The sequence below is a fragment of the Microbulbifer maximicatervae (SeqCode) genome, assembly GCF_052467825.1.
This window is the reverse complement of record NZ_CP174327.1, coordinates 1,617,281-1,637,847: the sequence shown is the minus strand read 5'-3', so window position 1 is coordinate 1,637,847 and position 20,567 is coordinate 1,617,281. Positions and strand designations below refer to the sequence as shown.

Sequence of the window (20,567 nt, the reverse complement as noted above, 5' to 3'; positions counted from 1 at the left end):
TCTACTTGCGTACTAATTCTGTCATGCAGAATAGTTTCGTGTCCCAAAAATATCTGTGCCGATACGCACAATAGTCGCGCCGCAGGCAATAGCAGCCTCCATATCTTTAGACATCCCCATGGATAGAGTATCGAAAGTCTGCTCAGGAAATTCTTCGCGAAGGCTTTGCAGCAACCCTGCCAACTGGATAAATGGTTTTTCCTGCTCAAATACATTGTCACGAGCAGCGGGGATCGCCATCAAACCGCGCAGGCATAGTCCCGGCAATGTCATCACTTCACGCGCCAGAGCCACCAAATCCTGTGGAGCTATGCCAGACTTGCTCTGCTCGCCATCGATATTCACCTGCAAGCAGATATTGAGTGGTGCCATATTACTGGGACGCTGTGCCGATAGCCGCTGGGCAATTTTTAAGCGATCCACCGTGTGCATCCATTGGAATCGCTCTGCCACAGCGCGGCTTTTGTTCGATTGAAGCGGCCCAATAAAATGCCAGTGAATATCCAGGTCGGACAGGGCATCCTGTTTTTGCAGGGCTTCCTGTAAATAATTTTCGCCAAAGTGATGCTGGCCAGCTGCAAAAGCAATCCGCAGGTCTTCCGCCGGTCGTGTTTTGGAAACCGCCAACAGGGTAATTTCTGCAGGGTTGCGATCGCAGTTGTTGCAGCATGTCACAATCCGCTCACCTACTGCATTCAGGTTTTCGACGATTGTCTCTTTGCGCATATACTGATGCCCTTACCGATTTGAGCGGCGATTTTACCTGAGCCCAAACAAGAACCATAAGGTAGCAGTATGGATATCACTGAACTCCTCGCCTTTAGCGCCAAGCAAAACGCCTCGGACTTACACCTCTCGGCGGGCCTGCCGCCGATGATCCGTGTCGACGGCGACGTGCGCCGTATCAACCTGCCCTCAATGGAGCACAAGCAGGTACACGGCCTGATCTACGAGATCATGAACGATAAGCAGCGCAAGGATTACGAAGAACTACTGGAAACAGACTTCTCTTTTGAAGTCCCCGGTGTCGCCCGCTTTCGTGTAAACGCCTTTAACCACAACCGGGGTGCCGGCGCCGTATTCCGGACCATTCCCTCCAAGGTTCTCACTATGGAAGACCTGGGAATGGGTCAGGTGTTCAAGCAGATTTCGGATACTCCCCGTGGCTTGGTGCTGGTGACCGGGCCCACGGGTTCCGGTAAGTCCACCACCCTGGCGGCGATGATGGACTACATCAACGACAACAAATACGAGCATATCCTCACCATCGAGGACCCGATCGAATTTGTGCACGAATCCAAAAAATGCCTGGTGAACCAGCGTGAGGTGCACCGGGATACCCACGGCTTTGCCGAAGCACTGCGCTCTGCACTGCGTGAAGACCCGGATATCATTCTCGTAGGTGAGATGCGGGACCTGGAGACCATTCGCCTGGCGCTGACTGCGGCAGAGACCGGTCACTTGGTATTCGGCACCCTGCACACCACTTCCGCCGCCAAAACCATTGACCGTGTGGTGGATGTATTCCCGGCGCAGGAGAAAGCCATGGTGCGTTCAATGCTGTCGGAATCCCTACAGGCCGTTATCTCCCAGACGCTAATGAAGAAAAACGGCGGTGGCCGGGTCGCTGCCCACGAAATTATGCGTGGTACCCCAGCCATCCGTAACCTGATCCGCGAAGACAAAATCGCGCAGATGTACTCGGCCATCCAGACCGGAGCCAGCGTCGGCATGCAGACCATGGACCAATGTCTGGAAGACCTGGTGGCACGCCGCATCATCAGTCGCGAAGTGGCTCGCGAAAAAGCCAAGATGCCGGAGAACTTCTAAACGGCCAAAACCCGCCCCCAATCTGGGGAAGAAAAGTCGAGATAAAACGCGGTAAACACCATGGATATTGAAAGACTTCTACAACTGGTTGTAGAGAAGGGCGCTTCGGATTTATTTATCACGGCGGGCGTCCCGCCCTCCATCAAACTACACGGCCGAGTGGTGCCCTGCAGCAGCACCGCGCTCACGCCAGAGAAAGCGCGCGAGTTGGTGGTGGGAACCATGAACGAGAAACAGCGGCGCGAGTTTGCCGAGCAAAAGGAATTGAACTTCGCGATTGCAGTGCGCAACGTGGGGCGTTTCCGGGTATCGGCCTTCTTCCAGCGCAATCTGGTGGGTATGGTGCTGCGTCGCATCGAAACCAAAATCCCCACTATCGATGGACTCGGACTACCCGATGTACTCAAAGACCTGGCCATGACCAAACGCGGGCTGATTATTTTTGTGGGCGCCACCGGTACCGGTAAGTCCACATCCCTCGCCTCCATGATCGGCCACCGCAATGAGAACACCAAGGGCCATATCATCACCATTGAGGACCCGATCGAATTTATCCACCAGCATCGCGGCTGTATTGTGACCCAGCGCGAAGTGGGCCTGGATACCGAGTCTTTCGATGTAGCCCTGAAAAACACTCTGCGTCAGGCACCAGATGTTATTCTGATCGGTGAGGTACGCTCCCGCGAAACCATGGACCACGCCATCGCTTTCGCCGAGACCGGCCATTTGTGTCTGTGTACCCTCCACGCCAACAATGCTAACCAGGCCCTCGATCGGATCATTCACTTCTTCCCGGCAGACCGCCACAAACAGTTGTTTATGGACCTGTCCCTCAACCTGAAGGCGATGGTGGCCCAGCAGCTGGTACCAACCCCCGATGGCGATGGCCGCCGTGCCTGCCTTGAGATCATGATCAATACCCCACTGATGTCGGACCTGATCCGCAAAGGCGAAGTGGATAAGATCAAGGAGTTGATGAAGCGCTCTGGTGAGCAGGGAATGCAGACCTTCGACCAGGCACTCTACGAGCTCTACGATGGGGGAGAAATTACCTATGAGGATGCCCTCTCCCACGCCGACTCCGCCAATGATTTGCGCCTGATGATTAAGCTCAAATCCGAATCCGATGCCGAGTACTTAAATAGTGCCGCTGGCGAGTTGAGTCTACAAAATGATTCAGAGTACGGAGACGGTGGTCCTCAGCTCTACTAGCCCCCGATCCAGCCAGATCAAAACCGTTTACAGACATATCAAAGGTTCCCAGCCTGTAAACGGTTTTCACCCGGTATAATCCGCTGCGGATATTTCCGCAATGCAAAAGCTGATCCCGCCCGATATTGAATGATATCGCAGGCTCTTTTCTGCAGCATTTTTATTGGAAGAAAATAGCCTTTCAATAAGTCTCTATTTTCCTGCGCAATATCCCGTTAAAAGAGTGACCAATCAATATGAATAAAAAAGTCGCGTTGATCACTGGTGGCAACCGGGGCATTGGTGCCGCGACAGCCAAACTACTTGCCCACAGGGGGTACCAGATTGCCATTAGCTACCGGCAGCGCAAGCAGCAAGCGGAAGAACTGATCGCCGAGCTTCGGTCTTTTGGTGTTTTAGCAATAGCCGTTCGCGCCGATATATCCTCAGAGAAAGATATTGTTCAGCTATTCAATACGGTCGACGAGCAACTAGGCCCAATTAGCTGCCTGGTTAACAACGCGGCAATCATTAAACCGCAAATGCGTGTCGAAACGATGGACTCTGAGCGCATCAATGAAATCCTGCGTACCAATATCACTGGCACCCTGCTCTGCTGTCGGGAAGCAATCAAAAGAATGTCTATCAAAAATGGGGGCACTGGAGGAACCATCGTGAATATATCCTCTGCTGCCAGCCATTCGGGATCACCTAACGAGTACATCGACTATGCAGCGAGTAAGGGCGCTGTCGATACGCTGACCATCGGGCTCAGCCAGGAAGTTGCCGATGAAGGGATTCGCGTAAATGGTGTTAGGCCTGGCTTTATTTATACAGAAATGCACGCTGATGGTGGCGAAGCAGACAAAATTGAGCGAGTAAAGTCTGCGATTCCACTCAAGCGTGGGGGGCGAGCAGAGGAAGTGGCTAAAGCTGTGGCTTGGCTACTCGGTGATGAATCCACCTTTACTACCGGTTCATTTATTGACGTTGCAGGCGGGAAGTAGGACCAAAAAATATGTTAGAAGCACTCTTTTCACTAATTGCAGCAACCGCTCTATTGCTCGGCTCCCCTGGCCCAGCACCACTTGCCTTGGCCGCATCGGGAGCGACATTTGGAGTGAGAAAAAGCGGCGGTTTCCTTATCGGCATCCTGCTCGGCCTGAGTGTCGCCATTGTCGGGGCAACCGCCGGCATCGCCGCACTGCTGGCAGCCTGGCCAGAAGCGCGCTTGGCGGTTCAGCTTTGCGGTGCCTTATATATTGGCTATATCGCGATCAAAATTGCCACGGCCCCGGTACTGGAGCAGGGCGCATCGGCGGAAGCTCAGCCTCCGTCGCTGTTGGATGGGTTTATTTTTAACTTATTGAACCCCAAGGCTTATGCCGCCTTCCTTGCCATATTCTCCCAATTCTTACTACCGATTGAAGAGAGTGGCCTGAGCTATTTAGCCACAGGCTTGGTCTGTTTACTGGTAGCCGCTGCGGTGGATTTTATCTGGTTGTGCTTAGGAGGAAGCCTGAGGCCGGTTTTTCATAAACCCAGGCAGGCGCGAATAATTAGGGTATGTTTTGCGGTATTAATGGTGGCAGCCGTACTCGCTGTTTTTATCCGCGGAAGCATTTAAGCTCTAACACATCTCTGCGATCAATCCTTTTACCGAAGGCAGCATGCGCCGGCTCACCAGCGGCGCTGCTGTTACGCCATCCAGCTCTACCCGGTAATTTGTACCGTCCCTGCGCAACCCAACAATATATTGCACAGCCACCAGTGCGCTGCGGTGAACACGCACGAAACGCTGTCCAAACTCACTCTCAAGCTCTTTTAGAGACTCATCCAGAATGGTCTCTCCAGCGGAGTGATGGGCTACAACATACTTGCTGTCCGCAACCAAACAGCGGATAGAATCTACATCCAGCAGCTCCACCCCCAGGCGGCTTATCGCCTTAATGCGGCTCCGACCACTGGGCTCCACCTGATCCTGTTTAGTTAACAACTGCTGCTGCGGCTTACTCAAACGCTGCACTTTGGAAACTGCCTCCCGCAGCTGTTCAACATTCACAGGTTTTAATAGATACCCAACCGCTGAGGTGGCAAAAGCGGGCAAAGCAAACTCATCGTGAGCAGTGCAGAAAATTATTGCCGGCGGACACGCAAAACTGGATAACTGCTGAGCCAATTCCAGGCCGCTACCACCGGGCATTTCAATATCCAATAGCACAAGGTCCGGGTCGAGTTCGCGGATCTGTGATAATCCAACTTCAATATCTGCCGCTTCTCCCACAGCAATACAATTATCAATCTTCTCCAACTGCCGGTGCAGACGGGCACGAGCCAAAGGCTCGTCATCAATAATCAGTACGCGCAATTGGGTCACTCCATCACCTCGATAGTTTTCTTGGATTTTATGGTGGTCTCTGTTTCCCGCCGGTCCACTTCCCGGGGAGATAAGGGTAGCTGTAGTATGACCCGGTACCGGCCCTCCTCCCGACGGGCGGTAAATTTGAAGCGATCGCCGTAGTAGGCGGTGAGACGCTGGCGAATATTCTCTGTCGCCATGCCATTACCAGTCTTCGCAGGAACTGCACTGTCCTGTGGCAATGGGTTTTCAATAACAACTTTGAACATGCCCCCCTCTTGCGAGAGTTGTACTCTGATCTCTCCGCCTGCCCGCAACTGTGCCACACCGTGCAACACCGCATTCTCCAATAGGGGTTGTAGCAACATACTGGGCAGCTGAACCTTATCCAGGCCCTCGTCTAGCTGCCAACTCTGGCGCAAACGCTCCCCCAGACGCAGGGCTTCAATCTCCAAATAGCGTTTGGCTAGAGTAATCTCTTGCGCTAAAGGCACCAGCTTTGGATCGGCGAGGCTTGCACGAAATAATGCACATAAATCCTCTACCAACCGCTCCGCGCGATCAGGATCAACAGCGATCAAACTAGCCAGGCTGTTCATACTGTTAAAAAGGAAGTGGGGGCGAATCCGCGATTGAAGTGCCTCGATTCGGGCGCCGAGCTCCGCCTGCTGCTGGTTGTAGAGTTGCTGTTGAAGATAGGCGTAGCGCAATACCACCCCCGCACAAATAGCCCCAAGCAGGCAGTCGCCCGCAAACCCCCAGCTGTCAAAGCTGGTCTGTAACAGCACCGCGCGCAGGGAGCGCTGCACTGCCATCACCAATATGAGCACCGACAGCACTGCAATAAAACTCAAGCCTCCAGCGAGTTTGTGGGGCATTTTCGCCAGGCTCGGCCGAAGCCGGCAAAGTAGCGCGGCCGAGGGCAATATCACCCATTGGATCACCAGAGAGATCAGCCCCAGGCGCTGCCAACTGAATTCCGGTAAACCATCCAGGGCCAGGACCAGCACCAATGCCAGCAATTCCCCCATCAACACCAGTACCGCCAGAGAGGTGACACTGCAGAGGTCTGGCAGAAACGGAAGCTGCCCAGATTGCGCAGAATCCTTATTTCCCGTGCGATATTTTCGAATTTTCTGCGTTATAATGCCCGACGGCCAGGGGAATGACATGCAGTTGTTATTCTTGATTGTCCCAAAGTTCCAAGCGCAAGATATCACCAAGCTCCCCAGCCTTTCATCTCACTGCAGCCAGGAAAACCATGAGTAACGAAAAATCCCCCTCCGAGTCCGCCAACAATCCTGCCGCCAAACTCTGGGGCGGCCGCTTTAGTGAAGCCACCGATGCCTTTGTCGAGCGATTTACCGCCTCGGTGACTTTTGACCAGCGCATGGCCATGGAAGACATCCAAGGATCACTTGCCCACGCGCAGATGTTGTCAGAAGTGGGGGTATTAAGTGCTGATGAATATCACAAGATAGCCGACGGCCTGAAGGGCATCGCCGAAGAGATAAAAGCGGGAGAATTTCCCTGGTCTGTGCAGCTCGAAGATGTCCATATGAATATCGAAGCGCGCCTGACCCAACGCATTGGTGCCACTGGCAAGAAACTGCATACCGGCCGCTCGCGCAACGATCAAGTGGCAACCGACATCCGCCTGTGGCTGCGTGGGCGCATCGATCTGATTGCTGCCGAACTGACCCGCCTGCAAAATGGCTTGGTCGATTTAGCCGAGCGCGAAGCCGATACCATTATGCCCGGCTTTACTCACTTACAGAGCGCGCAACCAGTGACCTTTGGCCACCACTTACTGGCCTGGAATGCCATGCTGAGCCGGGATTTCGAGCGCCTCATGGATTGCCGCAAACGGGTTAACCGCTCGCCGTTGGGAGCCGCAGCACTGGCCGGCACCAGCTATCCGATCAATCGCGCACGCACAGCGGAGTTGCTGGGCTTCGATGCCCCCACAGAAAACTCCCTCGACTCCGTCAGCGACCGGGATTTCGCTATCGAATTTTGTGCTTTCGCCGCGCTGCTGCTCACCCATCTATCCCGGGCCAGTGAGGAACTGGTGCTGTGGACTTCCAGCCAGTTCGACTTTATTGACCTGCCCGATCGCTTCTGCACCGGCTCCTCAATTATGCCGCAAAAGAAAAACCCCGATGTTCCGGAGCTGGTGCGCGGAAAAACCGGCCGGGTTAACGGCCACCTGATTGCGCTGCTCACACTGATGAAGAGCCAACCGCTGGCCTACAACAAGGACAACCAGGAAGATAAAGAGCCGCTATTCGATGCCGCCGATACCGCACTGGATTGCCTGCGCGCGTTTGCCGATATGGCGCCAGCACTGAAGGCAAAAAAAGAAAATATGCTGGAAGCTGCGGCCAAGGGCTTCTCCACCGCGACGGATCTGGCCGATTATCTGGTACGCAAAGGGGTGGCCTTCCGCGATGCTCACGAAATTGTCGGGCAGTCCGTATCCTTTGCTATTGAACAGGATAAAGACTTATCCGAACTCAGCCTGGCCCAACTACAACAGTTCTCAACAGAAATTGGCGAAGATGTATTTGAGGTGCTGACTTTAGAGGGCTCGGTTGCGGCTCGCGATCATATTGGCGGTACCGCACCGAACCAGGTGCGCGCGGCCTGTAAGCGCGCACGGGAAGAGATTTCGCAGCGCGTTTAAGCGGATAATTCGAGGGAAACCTGTTCGCCTTGCTGCTCGCTCAATACGCGGTCGAGCAAAGTCGGCAGGTCCTCACCGGTCGTGGTGCACTTCCAACCGGGGTTTTCAAAAGAAAGATGGTAGCCACCGGATTTGGCCGCGACCCACAACTCCCGGTTGGCAGACTGGCGCGAGAGAATTACCTGGCTGCCATTGTCTTCCAGGGTCAGGGTCAGTACCGCATCACTGCGTTCGTAGTCAATATCCCAATCGCAGTGATCGAGTGCATCCTCAATACCGATTAGAGTCTGCTCCACAGCCGCATCATATTCCGCTTGGCTCATCTTTGGTTACTTCTGTTACCGTGTAATGTGTTGAATCAGGTGGGCCGCTATACTATCAGGCTTTTGCCGGTTGCCGCTGCGAATCTCCGACTCTCAGGATGTTATCGATGCTCAAAAAACGACTCTCTCTATTAACCATCACCATCGGTGCCACCGCACTGTTACTGGGCTGTGGCCAAAAAGGTCCTCTCTATCTTCCACAGGACCCCGCCATGCCCGCCTCCAATATTCCAGGTGGCCCGCCGGAGACAGTACCCACCAGTGGTGCAGCACAACCCGGCGAGCCCGGCTCTGCAGCAGAGCAAGCGGTGGAAACCGTTGATGAAATTGAATCTGAAGACGGCTATGGGCCCGACTTTGATATCGATGACACCATTGAGACCGGCCCGACTATCGAAGTCGACGACGAATCGGGCACAGCGGATGACTCCAATGTCGAGGAAGATTTAGAAGAGTAAGAACCGGTCATATGAGAGAGTTTAGTTATCGCGACGGTAGCCTGTGGGCTGAGCAGGTTTCACTGGAACAAATAGCTGAGAATTTCGGCACCCCCACTTATGTCTACAGCCGCGCGCACTTTGAACGGCAATATCGGGATTACGCCGAGGCCCTCGGCAATCGTCCCGGCCTAATCTGCTACGCAGTGAAAGCCAATAGTAACCTGGGCATTCTGTCAGTGCTGGCACAGCTGGGGGCGGGCTTTGATATTGTTTCCGGCGGGGAACTTGAGCGAGTGCTGCTCGCCGGCGGCAACCCATCGCGAATCGTATTTTCCGGAGTGGGTAAAACCTCAGAGGAAATGCGGCGCGCTCTGGAGGTTGGAGTGCACTGCTTCAATATTGAATCAGAAGCGGAAATTGACCGCCTTGAGCGCGTGGCCGCAGAGTGTGGCAAGACCGCCCCGATTTCCATCAGGGTCAATCCCGATGTGGATGCACAAACCCATCCCTATATTTCTACCGGTCTCAAAGAAAATAAATTTGGCATCGCCATAGACAAGGCGATCGAGGTTTATCAGCACGCGGCGGATTCCGAGCATCTGAAAATTACCGGTGTGGACTGCCATATCGGTTCCCAGCTCACCGAAGTCGCCCCCTTCCTGGATGCACTCGATCGCCTGCTGGTTCTTATCGATCAGCTCGCCGAGCTGGGAATTACCCTGGAACACCTGGATCTGGGCGGAGGCCTCGGTGTGCGTTATCGGGGTGAGGAACCACCCCCTGTCGGGGATTACCTGGCGGAGGTCCACAAGCGTATCGGCGAGCGCAATTTATCCCTGATTCTCGAACCCGGCCGCTCCATTGCCGCCAACGGCGGCGCCCTGCTGACCCGGGTCGAATACCTGAAGCGTACCGAAGAGCACAACTTCGCTATCGTCGATGCCGCCATGAATGACAACCTGCGTCCGGCCCTTTACCAGGCATGGCAGGATATTGTGCCAGTGACACCGGACGAGAGTGAAAGTACCCTGTGGGATATTGTCGGTCCGGTATGCGAAACGGGTGACTTCCTGGGTAAAAACCGCTCCCAATCTCTGCGAGAGGGGCAGCTGTTAGCCATGTTGTCGACCGGTGCCTACGGTTTCACCATGAGTTCCAATTACAACAGCCGCTGTCGCGCTGCTGAAGTACTTGTGGATGGCGACAAAACTTACCTGGTGCGTGAGCGGGAGACTTTTGCTGACTTGGTTCGCGGTGAAACCACTGTCCCCAAAAAAGCCTGATCAGCTACTTGCATCGCAGTGGGGTCCATTTTTCAGCCCGGGCCCCAAACCGCAGCTAACGCCGCGGAAAATCAGTACGAACAGAGAAATGGAATGCGCGTTAAATTCAGCAAGATGCATGGGCTCGGCAACGATTTCGTGATGCTCGACGGCGTCAGCCAAAAAATTAAGCTGACCCCGGAAAAAACTCGTCGCCTGGCAGACCGCTGCCTCGGCGTGGGCTGCGACCAGGTACTGCTGGTGGAGCCGCCCCGCACACCCGAGGCGGATTTTCGCTATCGCATATTTAACGCTGATGGCAGCGAAGTGGAAAATTGCGGCAATGGCGCCCGCTGCTTTGCCCGCTTTGTACGTGAACGCCGCCTTACCGGTAAGAAAAATATCCAAGTAGAAACTGCCGCCGGTTTACTGCACCTGAGAGTGCTGGACGGGGATCAGGTTAGTGTCGATATGGGAGCACCGGTCCTCGAGCCCCAAAAAGTACCTTTTTCCGCCGATCGCCGTGCAGAGTCCTATCCCCTGGAAGTGGACGGGGAGACCTTCACCATTGGTGCTGTATCCATGGGAAACCCCCACGCGGTTCTCCTGGTGGAAGATATAGCTTCCGCACCGGTAGAAAGACTCGGGCCCCTAATTGAACGCCATCCGCGGTTCCCGCAAAAGGTCAACGCTGGCTTTCTGCAAGTGGATACACGCACCGAAGCCCGGCTCAGGGTATTTGAGCGCGGGGTTGGCGAAACTCGAGCCTGTGGCACCGGCGCCTGTGCTGCCATGGTATACGCTCGCCTGCGAAACCTGGTGGATGACAAAGTCCAAATTCAGCTCCCAGGTGGCACACTGACAATTCACTGGAGCGGACCCGGCCAGCCAGTTACTATGACCGGGCCCGCAACCACAGTTTTTCACGGGCAGATTATTCTCTAAACAATTGTCCGGGTATTTGGCAGTAAACCCGCCACAAGCGGGTACGGGATAACTCAGAGAGCAGAACGCTTCGCCACATCAGTTGTCCGATGCCCCATCCCCGTGCCAGAAAAAGCAAACACAATGGAACACACAGACGCCAATCAGCCCCCCGAAGAGATTGCCGGCGACACTCACAAGGAAACCCAGCGTGACGATAAACTGCTGGCGCGGCAGGTAGCCCGCTACCTGATTCAAAACCCGGAGTTCTTTGAAGAGCGCATGGAACTTCTGGAAACCATCAAGTTGCCGCGGGAAAATGGCAAGACCGTGTCGCTGATGACCCACCAAACGAATTTGCTGCGTGAGCGCAATATCGAAATGCGCCAGCGCCTCGACCAGCTCTTGCACAACGCCCGGGACAACGACCAGTTATTTTTCAATAGCCGCCGACTTATCCTGGCACTGCTGGAAGCTGAAAATATCGGTGAAGTCACAGAAGCTCTCTATGCCAGTTTCGCCGCTGACTTCAATGTTGAGTTCACCAGCCTGACTCTGTTCGAGCCATTATCTGCTCCCCGCCAAAGCCTGGGACAAGTTCAGACCAGCACATTTTCCGATGCCGAGACGGCAATTGGCGGAATAATTCGTAACGGCCGCCCCATCTGTGGTGTTTTGCGCCAGCGGGAAAAAGAATTCCTATTTGCGGAAAAAGCGCAATATATCGCTTCAGCTGCCGTAGTTCCTTTGGGCAATCAACTTGGCGCTCTAGCGGTAGGCTCTGCTGATCCCCAGTACTACCGGTCTAGCCTGGGTACTTTATTCCTATCCTATATCGGCGAAGTCCTGGAGCGCCTGCTACCGAAACTGCTCAATCGGTAAAAGCTCTGAGAGGCTGAGAGGGGTTTGGCCAACTGTCACTCCTCCTGCTGGAGGAGCAACAGCGACCAGAGAGATTAGATAGGGCGGCTGCCGTATTTTGGCTGCGGTTTGCGCGGGGGGTCGGCGGTAACTTCTGGATCAACTTCACTAATCGCGCCGCCACCGGCGAGAAACTCCTCTACATCGGAACTTAACTGGCTTCTGGCGCGCTGGCGAGAGGTGATACTGCGTTCTTCTGCAAATTCCTCGGAGTCCTTGCTGCGAGAGTTCTTACCCTGATCTTCATAACCATCTTTCATAGCTAAAACCCTGTAACCTTTACTCCTGTTACAGAGGGAGTACCTCTGTGCCGCCCCTTTCCCGCGGCATCTACAAAACTGACAACCACTTTTCAGTGGCGATCCCCTACCGCGTCAATAGCGGCGATTAATTTATAGGCAGTTCCCCACCCCCGTGCCAGTAACACAAGGAGGAGGCTGTAGAGTTTTTTGTTGGGAAATGAAATGGGAATATTTCAGTTAGTTATGCAGATTTTTGCGCCTGCACCGGTAGCAGGTATTTCAAGCAAAATAGATAACAAAGATCGAAGGCGAGATAGCGGGACTTATCAGAAGTGCGTATTAAGCCCCTTGCGGGGCTTATGATACTCAATCGCTACGTTATGAAAGAGTTATCAAACAGGTTACACAGCTTCGCTACCGGTTTCACCGGTACGGATACGAATGACTTCTTCGAGAGCCGTGATAAAGATTTTGCCGTCACCGATTTTGCCGGTTTGCGCCGCCTTGGTGATTGCCTCGACAGCGGAGTCCACCATCTCATCATCAACAGCGAGTTCCAATTTTACTTTCGGTAGGAAGTCCACCACATATTCGGCGCCACGATAAAGTTCTGTATGGCCTTTTTGACGCCCAAAACCTTTTACCTCGGTGACGGTCATTCCTTGCACGCCCACTTCAGACAGGGCAGTGCGTACATCATCCAATTTGAAGGGCTTTACTACAGCCGTAATCAATTTCATCTTGAGTATTTCCCCTGATTCGTCCTCGTCGAGAGAACCTTACCCAGGCCACTGCCCCGCCTATGGGGCAGCACCGACACTGTTAACTTACTTGTTCATAAATTCCGGGTAAGCTTCCATTCCGCATTCGGTCAAGTCAACACCCTCTTGCTCCTCATCTTCGCTCACACGGATACCAGTGACGAGCTTGAGCAGGTACCACACTGCAAATGAACTGACGAATACCCAGCCAAAGATGGTCAGTGCACCAATCAATTGCCCGCTGAAACTGGAATCATTATTAGTCACAGGTACCAATAGCAAACCGAGCAAGCCGACAACACCGTGTACAGAGATAGCGCCTACCGGATCATCAATTTTCAGCTTATCCAGGGTGATGATAGAGAAGACCACCAACACACCCGCGATCATACCGAAGAGGGTTGCCTGCAATGCAGTCGGGGTCGAAGGCTCCGCAGTAATTGCTACCAGACCGGCCAGGGCACCATTGAGCAACATGGTCAGATCAGCTTTACCGAACAGGATACGGGCGGTGATCAGTGCAGCAATAGCACCACCGGCAGCAGCGGTATTGGTATTCACAAAGACCATGGCAACAGAGTGTGCACTGGCAGCATCGCCCAGCTTCAGTACGGAGCCGCCATTGAAGCCAAACCAGCCCATCCACAGGATAAAGGTACCCAGGGTTGCCAACGGCAAGTTAGCACCGGGAATGGCATACACTTGGCCGTTGGGGCCATATTTGCCTTTGCGCGCGCCCAGTAGCAGGACACCAGCAAGCGCAGCCGCTGCACCCGCCATATGCACGATACCGGAACCGGCAAAATCAGAGAAACCGAGATCGCCCAAGTTATACAGGCCGAAAACCTCTTTACTACCCCAAGTCCAGGCACCTTCCAGTGGATAGATGAAACCGGTCAAAACTACTGCAAAGGCCAGGAAGCTCCACAGCTTCATACGCTCGGCAACCGCACCGGACACAATGGACATGGCGGTAGCTACGAAAACCACCTGGAAGAAAAAGTCTGAAGCTCCGGAATAAACGGAGTCACCCTCAAAACCATTTTCTGCAGAATCGCTGAGTACGCCTTCCAGACTAAACGCCTCAATACCGGACAATGCCCAGCCACCATCGTACATAATGGCGTAGCCAGTCAGCAGATACATAATGCAGGCAATCGCAAACAGGGCCACATTCTTGGTGAGAATTTCCGTAGTGTTTTTGGAGCGCACCAAGCCGGCTTCCAGCATAGAAAAGCCGGCGGCCATCCACATTACCAAGGCGCCGCACATCAGAAAGTAAAAAGTATCAATTGCATACTGCAATTGAAAAATTTGGTTCTCCATATTCCTCTCCGTTCAAATCTGGATATTTATTAAAATTATGTTTTCGGTTTTTAATTAAATTGCTGCATTACCGGTTTCTCCGGTACGTATGCGCACGACCTGCTCAAGCTCTGCGACAAATATTTTTCCGTCACCGATCTTGCCACTCTGCGCGCTGGAACCAATTGCTTCGATAACCGCATCCAGTTGCGAATCTGCCACCGCTATTTGCAGCATGGTTTTCGGAAGAAAATCCACCACATACTCTGCACCGCGATACAATTCCGTATGCCCTTTTTGGCGACCAAAGCCCTTCACTTCAGTAACCGTTACACCATTAACCCCCGACTCCCGCAGGGCATCTCTCACAGCATCCAGCTTGAAGGGTTTAATGATTGCAGTGATTAATTTCATGGTATTCCCCTAAAGAAAAACGGGCCCTCGTATTAGCGAAGGCCCTTTTGTATTACCAGGTATAAGTCGCGCCAGCGAGCAATGTAGGTTCGCACCAGTCGGTCTCGTAGCACTCTTTATCGCTGACATCGGTGCCCACGAAAGAAGCGCTCAGGCTCAAGCCGCCAAATTCTTTACTGAGGGAAACGGAGTAATCGATATAGGAATCAGATCCATCGAGAAAACCTTCTTCTTCAAAAAGGTTTAATCCCAGATGTAGATCGAGAGAAAGATCTGAGGGAAGAGCGAAACTATATTCCGCATAAGGGTAATAAAACTCACCGGTATCCGCCCAATAATCATCGGAATAGGCAAACCCCAACGTTAAGTCTGAAAAACTCAGGCTGCCGTATATTTCCTGATAATCTTCATCTTCACTTCCTCCGTGATAGGCGTAATAAATGTAGCCAACATCAAAGCTAACGCTGTCATTGATATCCGCACTATAACCGCCGTAAAAATCCTGTTCGTAGTCGGTTTGATCAGTCTCGTAATCAAAATCCACTTGGGATGCCCAGGTGCCAATATAAATGCCGTTTCCAAAATCGACATCGACACCACCCTGTAATGCGGGGCCTCCATCAGTCTGGCTAATACCACGGAATCTATAGTCAGAAACAAGACCCACATTGGCACTAATGCTGGGACCGCCCTCGGCAGCCATCGATAAATTTGCAGCGCCCAGTGCGAGAACGGCACCGGTGACGAGAGTGGCAACTTTATACATTTTATTTTCCACTTTAATCCTCCAAGGCTTTTGAAGCTGTTTTTTCGAGTGCTTTTATGGCGCCGCCTGTAATCAGTCCTTCACTGTCGGGTGTGACAGAGGGTCGCTTGCGTCTCGTGAACTGCTACTTTCCCAGACTCCCAATGATCGTTAATGGGACACCTGCACAGATTGTTTGCAGACTTGATGCCAACACTGCAACCGCAAGCAAAATCAATAAGTTAGGAGTAATTGAATTAGTAAAATTCGTACGAATAGAAACTCGGAGGCGAAGTGTTGCACCAACATGGAACTACCTTTCTTCCTTTGCACTGAAGTGGGGAGGTAAAGATTAAGGTGCGCTCAGAACGGTGCGCTGTTAGGCTGCTTTTTCCAAAAAATGCACTGGGTTACAATCCCGTGCTATTCATATCCATCTTATTTAGCGAGGAAATGCCCGTGGCAGCAGATAAACTGCAACAGCTGCTGAAAGAGCTACAACAACAGGGCGCCGTGGTGACCAGTGACCTGCGCAGTGCTCTGGAGGTATCACTGGATAAATTGCCATTGGTCTCCCAGCGAGAGTTCGACACTCAGGTGGAGATACTGCGCCGGACCCGGGAAAAGCTGGCACGACTCGAAGATAAGGTCGAAATGCTGGAGCAAGCCCTGGCGCAGAGAGACAGCGCCGCCAAGGACTAAGCCCAGGGAGCCACTTCAAGGATGAAATCGTGAGCCTCTCAGTCACCTACTCCCGAGCTCAGCTCGGGGTCTCTGCACCTCTGGTTACCGTAGAAACCCACCTGGCAAATGGCCTCCCTGCTTTTCATATTGTGGGTTTACCGGAAGCGGCGGTGCGGGAGAGTCGCGATCGTGTCCGCAGCGCCCTAATCAACAGTCATTTCGACTTCCCCCAGCGCCGTATTACCGTCAACCTCGCCCCCGCCGACTTACCCAAGGAAGGTGGCCGCTACGACCTGGCCATCGCCATCGGCATTCTCAGCGCCTCGGGACAGGTTCCCACCGAAACTCTGGAACGTTATGAATTTATTGGCGAGCTAGCACTCACTGGCGCCTTGCGGGAAGTAAGTGGTAGCTTACCGGCAGCCGTAGCCTGCACCAATGAAGACCGTAAACTCGTTGTGCCTACCGAGAACGGTGCGGAAGCCGCGCTGGCAACCGGCGAAGTCAGCATTGCCAACTCCCTACTGGAAGTTTGCGCCGAACTTCATGGGCGTGAATCTATGCCCAAAGCTGTTGTAGAGCCTATTGCCGAAGAGCACCTTTGCGCAGACTTGGCCGATGTGCGCGGCCAACTAAAAGCCCGCCGCGCTCTCGAAGTGGCAGCAGCCGGGAGCCACAATCTGCTTTTTTACGGTCCGCCCGGCACCGGCAAAACCATGCTGGCCAGCCGCCTGCCAGGAATATTGCCCCCGCTGACAACTGAAGAGTCACTAGAGGTAGCGAGCGTTTACTCCAGCGCAGGCCTACCTCACCAGAGCCTGCGCCCTTTCAGGGCCCCACACCACAGCGCCTCCCCAACAGCGCTGGTCGGTGGGGGCAGTACTCCACGGCCCGGTGAGATATCCCTCGCGCACCGGGGAGTCCTATTCCTTGATGAGATGCCCGAATTTCCCAGGCACGCCCTGGAGATACTGCGGGAACCCCTGGAGAATGGTGAAGTGCGTATCTCCCGCGCCCGAGCCCAAGTCACCTACCCCGCCCACTTTCAGCTGGTCGGGGCTATGAACCCTTGCCCTTGTGGCTATTTAGGCGAACCCCGCTGTCGCTGTACCCCAGACCAGATAGATCGATATCGCAACAAACTCTCAGGCCCTCTGCTGGATCGTATCGATATGCAGGTAGAGGTGGGCGCTATGAATGCTGTGCAATTACAGGATTCAGCTCCCGGAGAAACTTCCGATACCGTGAGAGAGAGAGTTTGTGCCGCACGCCAGCAACAAATACAGCGGCAAGGTAAGACAAATAACTTGTTAAAAGGCGCAGAGCTGGAAAAGCACTGTGCCTTGGGGGAAAAGGAGAAACACCTCTTACGTCAATCGGTGGAAAAACTGGGGCTATCTGCACGTAGTTACCATCGGGTCCTTAAAGTAGCCCGAACCTTGGCAGACCTTGCTAATTCTGAACGTATAAGCACAACTCAAATTGCTGAAGCTTTGGCGTACCGCAATCTGGACAGGCGCCAAACGGCTACGGCATAACTTGCCTATATGAACACTTACACATCCCGAGGAATCTATACCGGTCTCGATACCTTTATTCGTAAGCTGAGGTGGATACTCAATATCAGCTCATGAAGTAATTTAAATTAGGATCCCGACTATAAGACCCCATTTCCAAAACATGGAGCACTTTACGCCCCAAATATTGTGCACCTTGTTCACGTCCCCCAACCCCATAAGGAAAGATCACATCGCTTAAAAAATTCCTCAGGTGCGCCAGATAATTAAATTGGAAAGTCCCAATATTTGGATCAAAAAATATCAAATTTTCAAGATCCAAGGCCATAGTATGCGAATGAAAACTTCGAGTGGAAATTATTCGAAATTGATTTATAGCTGGCCCCTGACAGCAGTAATCACCAACCCAATTTCTAAGTCTATTGACATATTCTTTACGGGGCATATTTCCTACGAAACCGTGAGTATTCATCCACAAATGGGCATCCTTCATCTGAGTATTCGCAGCTTTTGTGGCATTAAATAATTCTATTGCCGGCGAAAGAGCATCAGCAATAACTCTCTTATTCTGCCCGACCATAGGGTCTAGATAGCCCCTGTTTTTAATTTGCCCCTCAAGCCAATAAAGTGCTAGTGCTATACATATACCATCTCCAACTCCCCTTTTAGTGAGTACAGTGTGAATTTTACTTCCAGGGGATTGTGAAAACTCAACGACTCTAATACAACCCCGAGCTCTTGCTGCTAAGATAACTCTTTCTATAATTCTGCGAGTATCTCTTGCAGTTCGATTCATCCATAAAGGCATATTTATCCTCACCCAGTAAAAGCTTCGATCATTATTCGACAAATTATTGCAACTCAACTTGTCGACAACTTTTCGTCCGATTGCATGTACATGAACAATTAACCTTCATCCTACAGTGAGGCTTTACTGTATTTTTGATTTTTCTTGCTATTTCTCCCCCTAGTGATTTCAGTATTTTATAAACCCAACCCGCTTAAAATAGGCCTGTATTCATTCACATTAATCATTGCAATTATTGACATGGCGATCAGTTGACATAATCATCCAGGTAGTTATCACGGTAACCATCTATATATAAAGGCACTATATATGAACAAGCATCTATTCATTATTGCCAAGATTTCCCCCAAGGCTGAATTCTTCATACAAGCCAAACAGGCCATCCTGTCCATAGTGGCTAATACATTGGAGGAAGAGGGCTGCCTGCAGTTTTCTGTGCACGAGGACGGGGAAAACCTGTTTTTATACGAGGAGTGGCGCAGTCAGGAAGATCTCGATAAGCATTACACTATGCCCTACATAACCCCGATTTTCGAAGCCTATCAAGAGTGGCTAAAAGAGCCTGTGGAGATCAATAAGCTGGTGAGGTTAGCTTAATACCCTTATGTTTTTTCTCAAAGAACTTCCCTCACAACAGATGGTTGAGGGATATTCCAAACGATTTTCTGTAAAAGACCCCACTGCCATTCAGGGCGCCCTCACCATGATGCGGGATGCGAGCCTCCTATTGCGGGAGCTGGAGGGTTACTTTTCTGAACACGGAACCTCCCAGCTGCGCTTCCTGGCAATGATCGTTATCGACCGGGAGCCTCAAAGAGATAGTTTACTCGCTTCAGAAATCGCAGAGCGCATCAATGTTTCTCGCCCGGTAATGACACGAACCCTGAAAAGCATGGTGGAAGATGAGCTCATCGTTATGGAAGCAGACTCCAGCGATGGCAGGGCAAAATGTGTAGCACTTACTGAGAGTGGAAAACAATTTCTACAGAAAATCTTGCCCGGATATTTTAAGACAATTTCTAAATTTATGGGGAAATTGAACAAATGAAGAAACCGATTCTACACGCCCTGTGCATCTGGGCACTGGTTTACCCTATTGTTACTCTATTACTTCTAGGGATGCAGGCACTGGAATTGCAAATTGCAATTGGTTTAAAAGCGCTAATAATGACCGCTATTCTGGTCCCACTAATGTATTTCTATCTTGTGCCAAAGGTACATCAATTTTTGGCCCGGCATTAATATGCCGAGCCATGTTTTGTGGCGCCAACATCTAGTCAGCTGAACCTTTCTCCGCTTCCAGCTTTTCACTTAATTTTGCGTCCGCTTTCTCTGCATATTGAAGACAGCTGACTAATTTTTTCTGTATGGCTCTGTTTTTAAACTCCCAGCCGCTGGCAGGTGCATGAGGGGTAAGTAGTAAATCACAAGGTAAATCCCGCACACGGGCAAAGCTTGTGCGGAAGTCCTCTACGATATTGGGGTAGCGGCGGTTATCAATCAGTTGATAACCGGGCGCTGTAAGGCTATCCACATAAGCTATATCTTTAGTTTTACCATCAACTTTGTCTTCCCAGGTCCAGGCCATACTGCCTGGTGTATGGCCTGGGATAAAATGTACGCGTAGACGCAAATCCCCTAGAACCACTTGCTCGCCATCGTGCAGGATACGATCCGCCTTTATTGGCGGATATAAAAGTTCGTCGGCAAAATGAATATCATTGGCACCACCGCGAGCCATTAACACCGCTGACTCGGCATTAGTTACCACCTGTGCACCAGTTACGCGTTTTAGCTCCGCTAAGGAACCTATGTGGTCTGCATGGGCCTGACTGTGCAAGATTAATTTGAGATCTGAGGGGGCGACTCCCAATCTGTGCATATTCTCCAATAAATGCTCAGCTGTCTGCTCCATGCCACCATCAATTAGAACCGATCCCTCTTTGCCTTTTAATAACAGTGAGGTAATTCCCTCAGTACCTATTTGCCACGTGTTACCTGCAATCTTTAGAGGCGCTACTGGCTGACGCCAGGATTCTGGTACCTTGTAGGTTTCCAGTTGTGGTAAGACAGCATAGTTTTCCGCTGCCGAAAAACTGGAATAAGCGGCCATCACTATTGCGGCTAATTGGATTCTTATATTCATCTATCAGTC

General features: G+C 52.1%; 25 protein-coding genes. 14 read left to right on the top strand and 11 right to left on the bottom strand.

Features of this window, described 5'->3' with window-relative positions; all coding sequences use genetic code 11:
* Positions 1–21: 21 nt before the first annotated feature.
* The gene (locus ACJJII_RS07375; protein ID WP_444906648.1) at positions 22–726 is read right to left on the bottom strand and encodes a YggS family pyridoxal phosphate-dependent enzyme; all 705 of its coding nucleotides are present in this window, start codon (positions 724–726) and stop codon (positions 22–24) included.
* A 69-nt stretch (positions 727–795) separates the two neighbouring features.
* Here ACJJII_RS07375 and ACJJII_RS07370 point away from each other — a divergent pair, with 69 nt between their 5' ends.
* The 4 genes from ACJJII_RS07370 (at position 796) to ACJJII_RS07355 (ending at position 4,648) form a co-directional block, all read left to right on the top strand.
* On the top strand, positions 796–1,830 hold the full coding sequence (locus ACJJII_RS07370) for a type IV pilus twitching motility protein PilT (protein ID WP_108731395.1): 1,035 nt from the start codon (positions 796–798) through the stop codon (positions 1,828–1,830).
* 60 nt (positions 1,831–1,890) lie between these two features.
* Positions 1,891–3,042, top strand: a complete 1,152-nt coding sequence (locus tag ACJJII_RS07365) for a PilT/PilU family type 4a pilus ATPase (protein WP_108731394.1) — start codon at positions 1,891–1,893, stop codon at positions 3,040–3,042.
* Positions 3,043–3,278: 236 nt separating this feature from the next.
* Positions 3,279–4,028, top strand: coding sequence for an SDR family oxidoreductase (locus ACJJII_RS07360; protein ID WP_444918781.1), 750 nt, complete (start codon positions 3,279–3,281; stop codon positions 4,026–4,028).
* Between the two features lie 11 nt (positions 4,029–4,039).
* Complete coding sequence (locus tag ACJJII_RS07355) at positions 4,040–4,648, top strand: LysE family translocator (RefSeq protein ID WP_444918780.1); 609 nt, start codon at positions 4,040–4,042, stop codon at positions 4,646–4,648.
* Between the two features lie 3 nt (positions 4,649–4,651).
* Here the strand turns inward: ACJJII_RS07355 and ACJJII_RS07350 are convergent, their stop codons facing one another.
* Both ACJJII_RS07350 and ACJJII_RS07345 read right to left on the bottom strand, forming a co-directional pair.
* Positions 4,652–5,398, bottom strand: a complete 747-nt coding sequence (locus ACJJII_RS07350; RefSeq protein WP_444918779.1) for a LytR/AlgR family response regulator transcription factor — start codon at positions 5,396–5,398, stop codon at positions 4,652–4,654.
* Positions 5,395–6,552: a sensor histidine kinase gene (locus ACJJII_RS07345; RefSeq protein ID WP_444918778.1), complete on the bottom strand. Its 1,158-nt coding sequence runs from the start codon at positions 6,550–6,552 to the stop codon at positions 5,395–5,397. The genes ACJJII_RS07350 and ACJJII_RS07345 overlap by 4 nt, the downstream gene beginning before the upstream one ends.
* A gap of 89 nt (positions 6,553–6,641) precedes the next feature.
* Between ACJJII_RS07345 and argH the strand changes: the two genes are divergently transcribed.
* Positions 6,642–8,066, top strand: coding sequence for an argininosuccinate lyase (gene argH, locus ACJJII_RS07340; protein ID WP_282930328.1), 1,425 nt, complete (start codon positions 6,642–6,644; stop codon positions 8,064–8,066).
* Here the strand turns inward: argH and cyaY are convergent.
* Positions 8,063–8,389, bottom strand: a complete 327-nt coding sequence (gene cyaY / locus ACJJII_RS07335) for an iron donor protein CyaY (RefSeq protein ID WP_444906653.1) — start codon at positions 8,387–8,389, stop codon at positions 8,063–8,065. The genes argH and cyaY overlap by 4 nt on opposite strands.
* A gap of 107 nt (positions 8,390–8,496) precedes the next feature.
* On the opposite strand from cyaY, the gene lptM reads away from it, so the two are divergent.
* The 4 genes from lptM to ACJJII_RS07315 all read left to right on the top strand — a co-directional run bounded on the left by lptM (position 8,497) and on the right by ACJJII_RS07315 (position 11,897).
* Positions 8,497–8,847: an LPS translocon maturation chaperone LptM gene (gene lptM, locus ACJJII_RS07330; RefSeq protein ID WP_282930330.1), complete on the top strand. Its 351-nt coding sequence runs from the start codon at positions 8,497–8,499 to the stop codon at positions 8,845–8,847.
* An 11-nt stretch (positions 8,848–8,858) separates the two neighbouring features.
* On the top strand, positions 8,859–10,112 hold the full coding sequence (gene lysA / locus ACJJII_RS07325; protein WP_413664047.1) for a diaminopimelate decarboxylase: 1,254 nt from the start codon (positions 8,859–8,861) through the stop codon (positions 10,110–10,112).
* 93 nt (positions 10,113–10,205) lie between these two features.
* Positions 10,206–11,036: a diaminopimelate epimerase gene (dapF, locus tag ACJJII_RS07320; RefSeq protein WP_413664046.1), complete on the top strand. Its 831-nt coding sequence runs from the start codon at positions 10,206–10,208 to the stop codon at positions 11,034–11,036.
* Positions 11,037–11,159: 123 nt separating this feature from the next.
* A complete protein-coding gene (locus ACJJII_RS07315) occupies positions 11,160–11,897 on the top strand; it encodes a DUF484 family protein (RefSeq protein WP_444918777.1) in 738 nt (245 codons plus the stop codon).
* A gap of 74 nt (positions 11,898–11,971) precedes the next feature.
* On the opposite strand, the gene ACJJII_RS07310 is transcribed toward ACJJII_RS07315, so the two are convergent.
* The 5 genes from ACJJII_RS07310 to ACJJII_RS07290 all read right to left on the bottom strand — a co-directional run bounded on the left by ACJJII_RS07310 (position 11,972) and on the right by ACJJII_RS07290 (position 15,436).
* Entirely contained in the window at positions 11,972–12,196 is a 225-nt protein-coding gene (locus ACJJII_RS07310; RefSeq protein ID WP_108731384.1) for a hypothetical protein, read from the bottom strand.
* A 383-nt stretch (positions 12,197–12,579) separates the two neighbouring features.
* Entirely contained in the window at positions 12,580–12,918 is a 339-nt protein-coding gene (locus ACJJII_RS07305; protein ID WP_108731383.1) for a P-II family nitrogen regulator, read from the bottom strand.
* Between the two features lie 87 nt (positions 12,919–13,005).
* On the bottom strand, positions 13,006–14,265 hold the full coding sequence (amtB, locus tag ACJJII_RS07300; RefSeq protein WP_282930335.1) for an ammonium transporter AmtB: 1,260 nt from the start codon (positions 14,263–14,265) through the stop codon (positions 13,006–13,008).
* Between the two features lie 54 nt (positions 14,266–14,319).
* Positions 14,320–14,658: a P-II family nitrogen regulator gene (locus tag ACJJII_RS07295; RefSeq protein WP_282930336.1), complete on the bottom strand. Its 339-nt coding sequence runs from the start codon at positions 14,656–14,658 to the stop codon at positions 14,320–14,322.
* A 52-nt stretch (positions 14,659–14,710) separates the two neighbouring features.
* Positions 14,711–15,436 carry a TorF family putative porin gene (locus ACJJII_RS07290; protein WP_413664042.1) on the bottom strand — a complete coding sequence of 242 codons (726 nt, stop codon included), beginning with the start codon at positions 15,434–15,436 and terminating at the stop codon, positions 14,711–14,713.
* Between the two features lie 426 nt (positions 15,437–15,862).
* On the opposite strand from ACJJII_RS07290, the gene ACJJII_RS07285 reads away from it, so the two are divergent.
* Positions 15,863–16,105: an accessory factor UbiK family protein gene (locus tag ACJJII_RS07285; protein ID WP_108735120.1), complete on the top strand. Its 243-nt coding sequence runs from the start codon at positions 15,863–15,865 to the stop codon at positions 16,103–16,105.
* A gap of 29 nt (positions 16,106–16,134) precedes the next feature.
* Positions 16,135–17,625 (top strand): YifB family Mg chelatase-like AAA ATPase, encoded by a 1,491-nt coding sequence (locus ACJJII_RS07280; protein WP_444918776.1) that lies wholly within the window; start codon positions 16,135–16,137, stop codon positions 17,623–17,625.
* An 85-nt stretch (positions 17,626–17,710) separates the two neighbouring features.
* Here the strand turns inward: ACJJII_RS07280 and ACJJII_RS07275 are convergent, their stop codons facing one another.
* On the bottom strand, positions 17,711–18,412 hold the full coding sequence (locus ACJJII_RS07275) for a hypothetical protein (RefSeq protein ID WP_444918775.1): 702 nt from the start codon (positions 18,410–18,412) through the stop codon (positions 17,711–17,713).
* Positions 18,413–18,721: 309 nt separating this feature from the next.
* On the opposite strand from ACJJII_RS07275, the gene ACJJII_RS07270 reads away from it, so the two are divergent.
* From ACJJII_RS07270 to ACJJII_RS07260, 3 genes are read left to right on the top strand one after another with little or no spacing between them, the layout of a single operon-like run.
* Positions 18,722–19,009, top strand: coding sequence for a putative quinol monooxygenase (locus ACJJII_RS07270; RefSeq protein WP_444918774.1), 288 nt, complete (start codon positions 18,722–18,724; stop codon positions 19,007–19,009).
* A 7-nt stretch (positions 19,010–19,016) separates the two neighbouring features.
* Positions 19,017–19,460 carry a MarR family winged helix-turn-helix transcriptional regulator gene (locus tag ACJJII_RS07265; RefSeq protein WP_444918773.1) on the top strand — a complete coding sequence of 148 codons (444 nt, stop codon included), beginning with the start codon at positions 19,017–19,019 and terminating at the stop codon, positions 19,458–19,460.
* Positions 19,457–19,654 (top strand): putative antibiotic biosynthesis monooxygenase, encoded by a 198-nt coding sequence (locus ACJJII_RS07260; RefSeq protein WP_282930358.1) that lies wholly within the window; start codon positions 19,457–19,459, stop codon positions 19,652–19,654. Before ACJJII_RS07265 ends, ACJJII_RS07260 begins: the two co-directional genes overlap by 4 nt.
* A 31-nt stretch (positions 19,655–19,685) precedes the next feature.
* On the opposite strand, the gene bla is transcribed toward ACJJII_RS07260, so the two are convergent.
* A complete protein-coding gene (gene bla / locus ACJJII_RS07255; RefSeq protein ID WP_444918772.1) occupies positions 19,686–20,558 on the bottom strand; it encodes a subclass B3 metallo-beta-lactamase in 873 nt (290 codons plus the stop codon).
* Between the last annotated feature and the right edge of the window lie 9 nt (positions 20,559–20,567).

Excerpts from the sequence above, each read along its gene's own strand:
- ACJJII_RS07365 (WP_108731394.1), top strand. The coding sequence starts at position 1,891 with ATGGATATTGAAAGACTTCTACAACTGGTTGTAGAGAAGGGCGCTTCG.
- ACJJII_RS07360 (WP_444918781.1), top strand. The coding sequence starts at position 3,279 with ATGAATAAAAAAGTCGCGTTGATCACTGGTGGCAACCGGGGCATTGGT.
- ACJJII_RS07315 (WP_444918777.1), top strand. The coding sequence starts at position 11,160 with ATGGAACACACAGACGCCAATCAGCCCCCCGAAGAGATTGCCGGCGAC.
- ACJJII_RS07355 (WP_444918780.1), top strand. The coding sequence starts at position 4,040 with ATGTTAGAAGCACTCTTTTCACTAATTGCAGCAACCGCTCTATTGCTC.
- ACJJII_RS07305 (WP_108731383.1), bottom strand. The coding sequence starts at position 12,918 with ATGAAATTGATTACGGCTGTAGTAAAGCCCTTCAAATTGGATGATGTA.
- ACJJII_RS07275 (WP_444918775.1), bottom strand. The coding sequence starts at position 18,412 with ATGCCTTTATGGATGAATCGAACTGCAAGAGATACTCGCAGAATTATA.
- ACJJII_RS07375 (WP_444906648.1), bottom strand. The coding sequence starts at position 726 with ATGCGCAAAGAGACAATCGTCGAAAACCTGAATGCAGTAGGTGAGCGG.
- ACJJII_RS07265 (WP_444918773.1), top strand. The coding sequence starts at position 19,017 with ATGTTTTTTCTCAAAGAACTTCCCTCACAACAGATGGTTGAGGGATAT.
- ACJJII_RS07345 (WP_444918778.1), bottom strand. The coding sequence starts at position 6,552 with ATGTCATTCCCCTGGCCGTCGGGCATTATAACGCAGAAAATTCGAAAA.
- ACJJII_RS07370 (WP_108731395.1), top strand. The coding sequence starts at position 796 with ATGGATATCACTGAACTCCTCGCCTTTAGCGCCAAGCAAAACGCCTCG.
- ACJJII_RS07260 (WP_282930358.1), top strand. The coding sequence starts at position 19,457 with ATGAAGAAACCGATTCTACACGCCCTGTGCATCTGGGCACTGGTTTAC.
- bla (WP_444918772.1), bottom strand. The coding sequence starts at position 20,558 with ATGAATATAAGAATCCAATTAGCCGCAATAGTGATGGCCGCTTATTCC.
- cyaY (WP_444906653.1), bottom strand. The coding sequence starts at position 8,389 with ATGAGCCAAGCGGAATATGATGCGGCTGTGGAGCAGACTCTAATCGGT.
- amtB (WP_282930335.1), bottom strand. The coding sequence starts at position 14,265 with ATGGAGAACCAAATTTTTCAATTGCAGTATGCAATTGATACTTTTTAC.
- argH (WP_282930328.1), top strand. The coding sequence starts at position 6,642 with ATGAGTAACGAAAAATCCCCCTCCGAGTCCGCCAACAATCCTGCCGCC.
- lptM (WP_282930330.1), top strand. The coding sequence starts at position 8,497 with ATGCTCAAAAAACGACTCTCTCTATTAACCATCACCATCGGTGCCACC.
- ACJJII_RS07270 (WP_444918774.1), top strand. The coding sequence starts at position 18,722 with ATGAACAAGCATCTATTCATTATTGCCAAGATTTCCCCCAAGGCTGAA.
- dapF (WP_413664046.1), top strand. The coding sequence starts at position 10,206 with ATGCGCGTTAAATTCAGCAAGATGCATGGGCTCGGCAACGATTTCGTG.
- ACJJII_RS07295 (WP_282930336.1), bottom strand. The coding sequence starts at position 14,658 with ATGAAATTAATCACTGCAATCATTAAACCCTTCAAGCTGGATGCTGTG.
- ACJJII_RS07310 (WP_108731384.1), bottom strand. The coding sequence starts at position 12,196 with ATGAAAGATGGTTATGAAGATCAGGGTAAGAACTCTCGCAGCAAGGAC.
- lysA (WP_413664047.1), top strand. The coding sequence starts at position 8,859 with ATGAGAGAGTTTAGTTATCGCGACGGTAGCCTGTGGGCTGAGCAGGTT.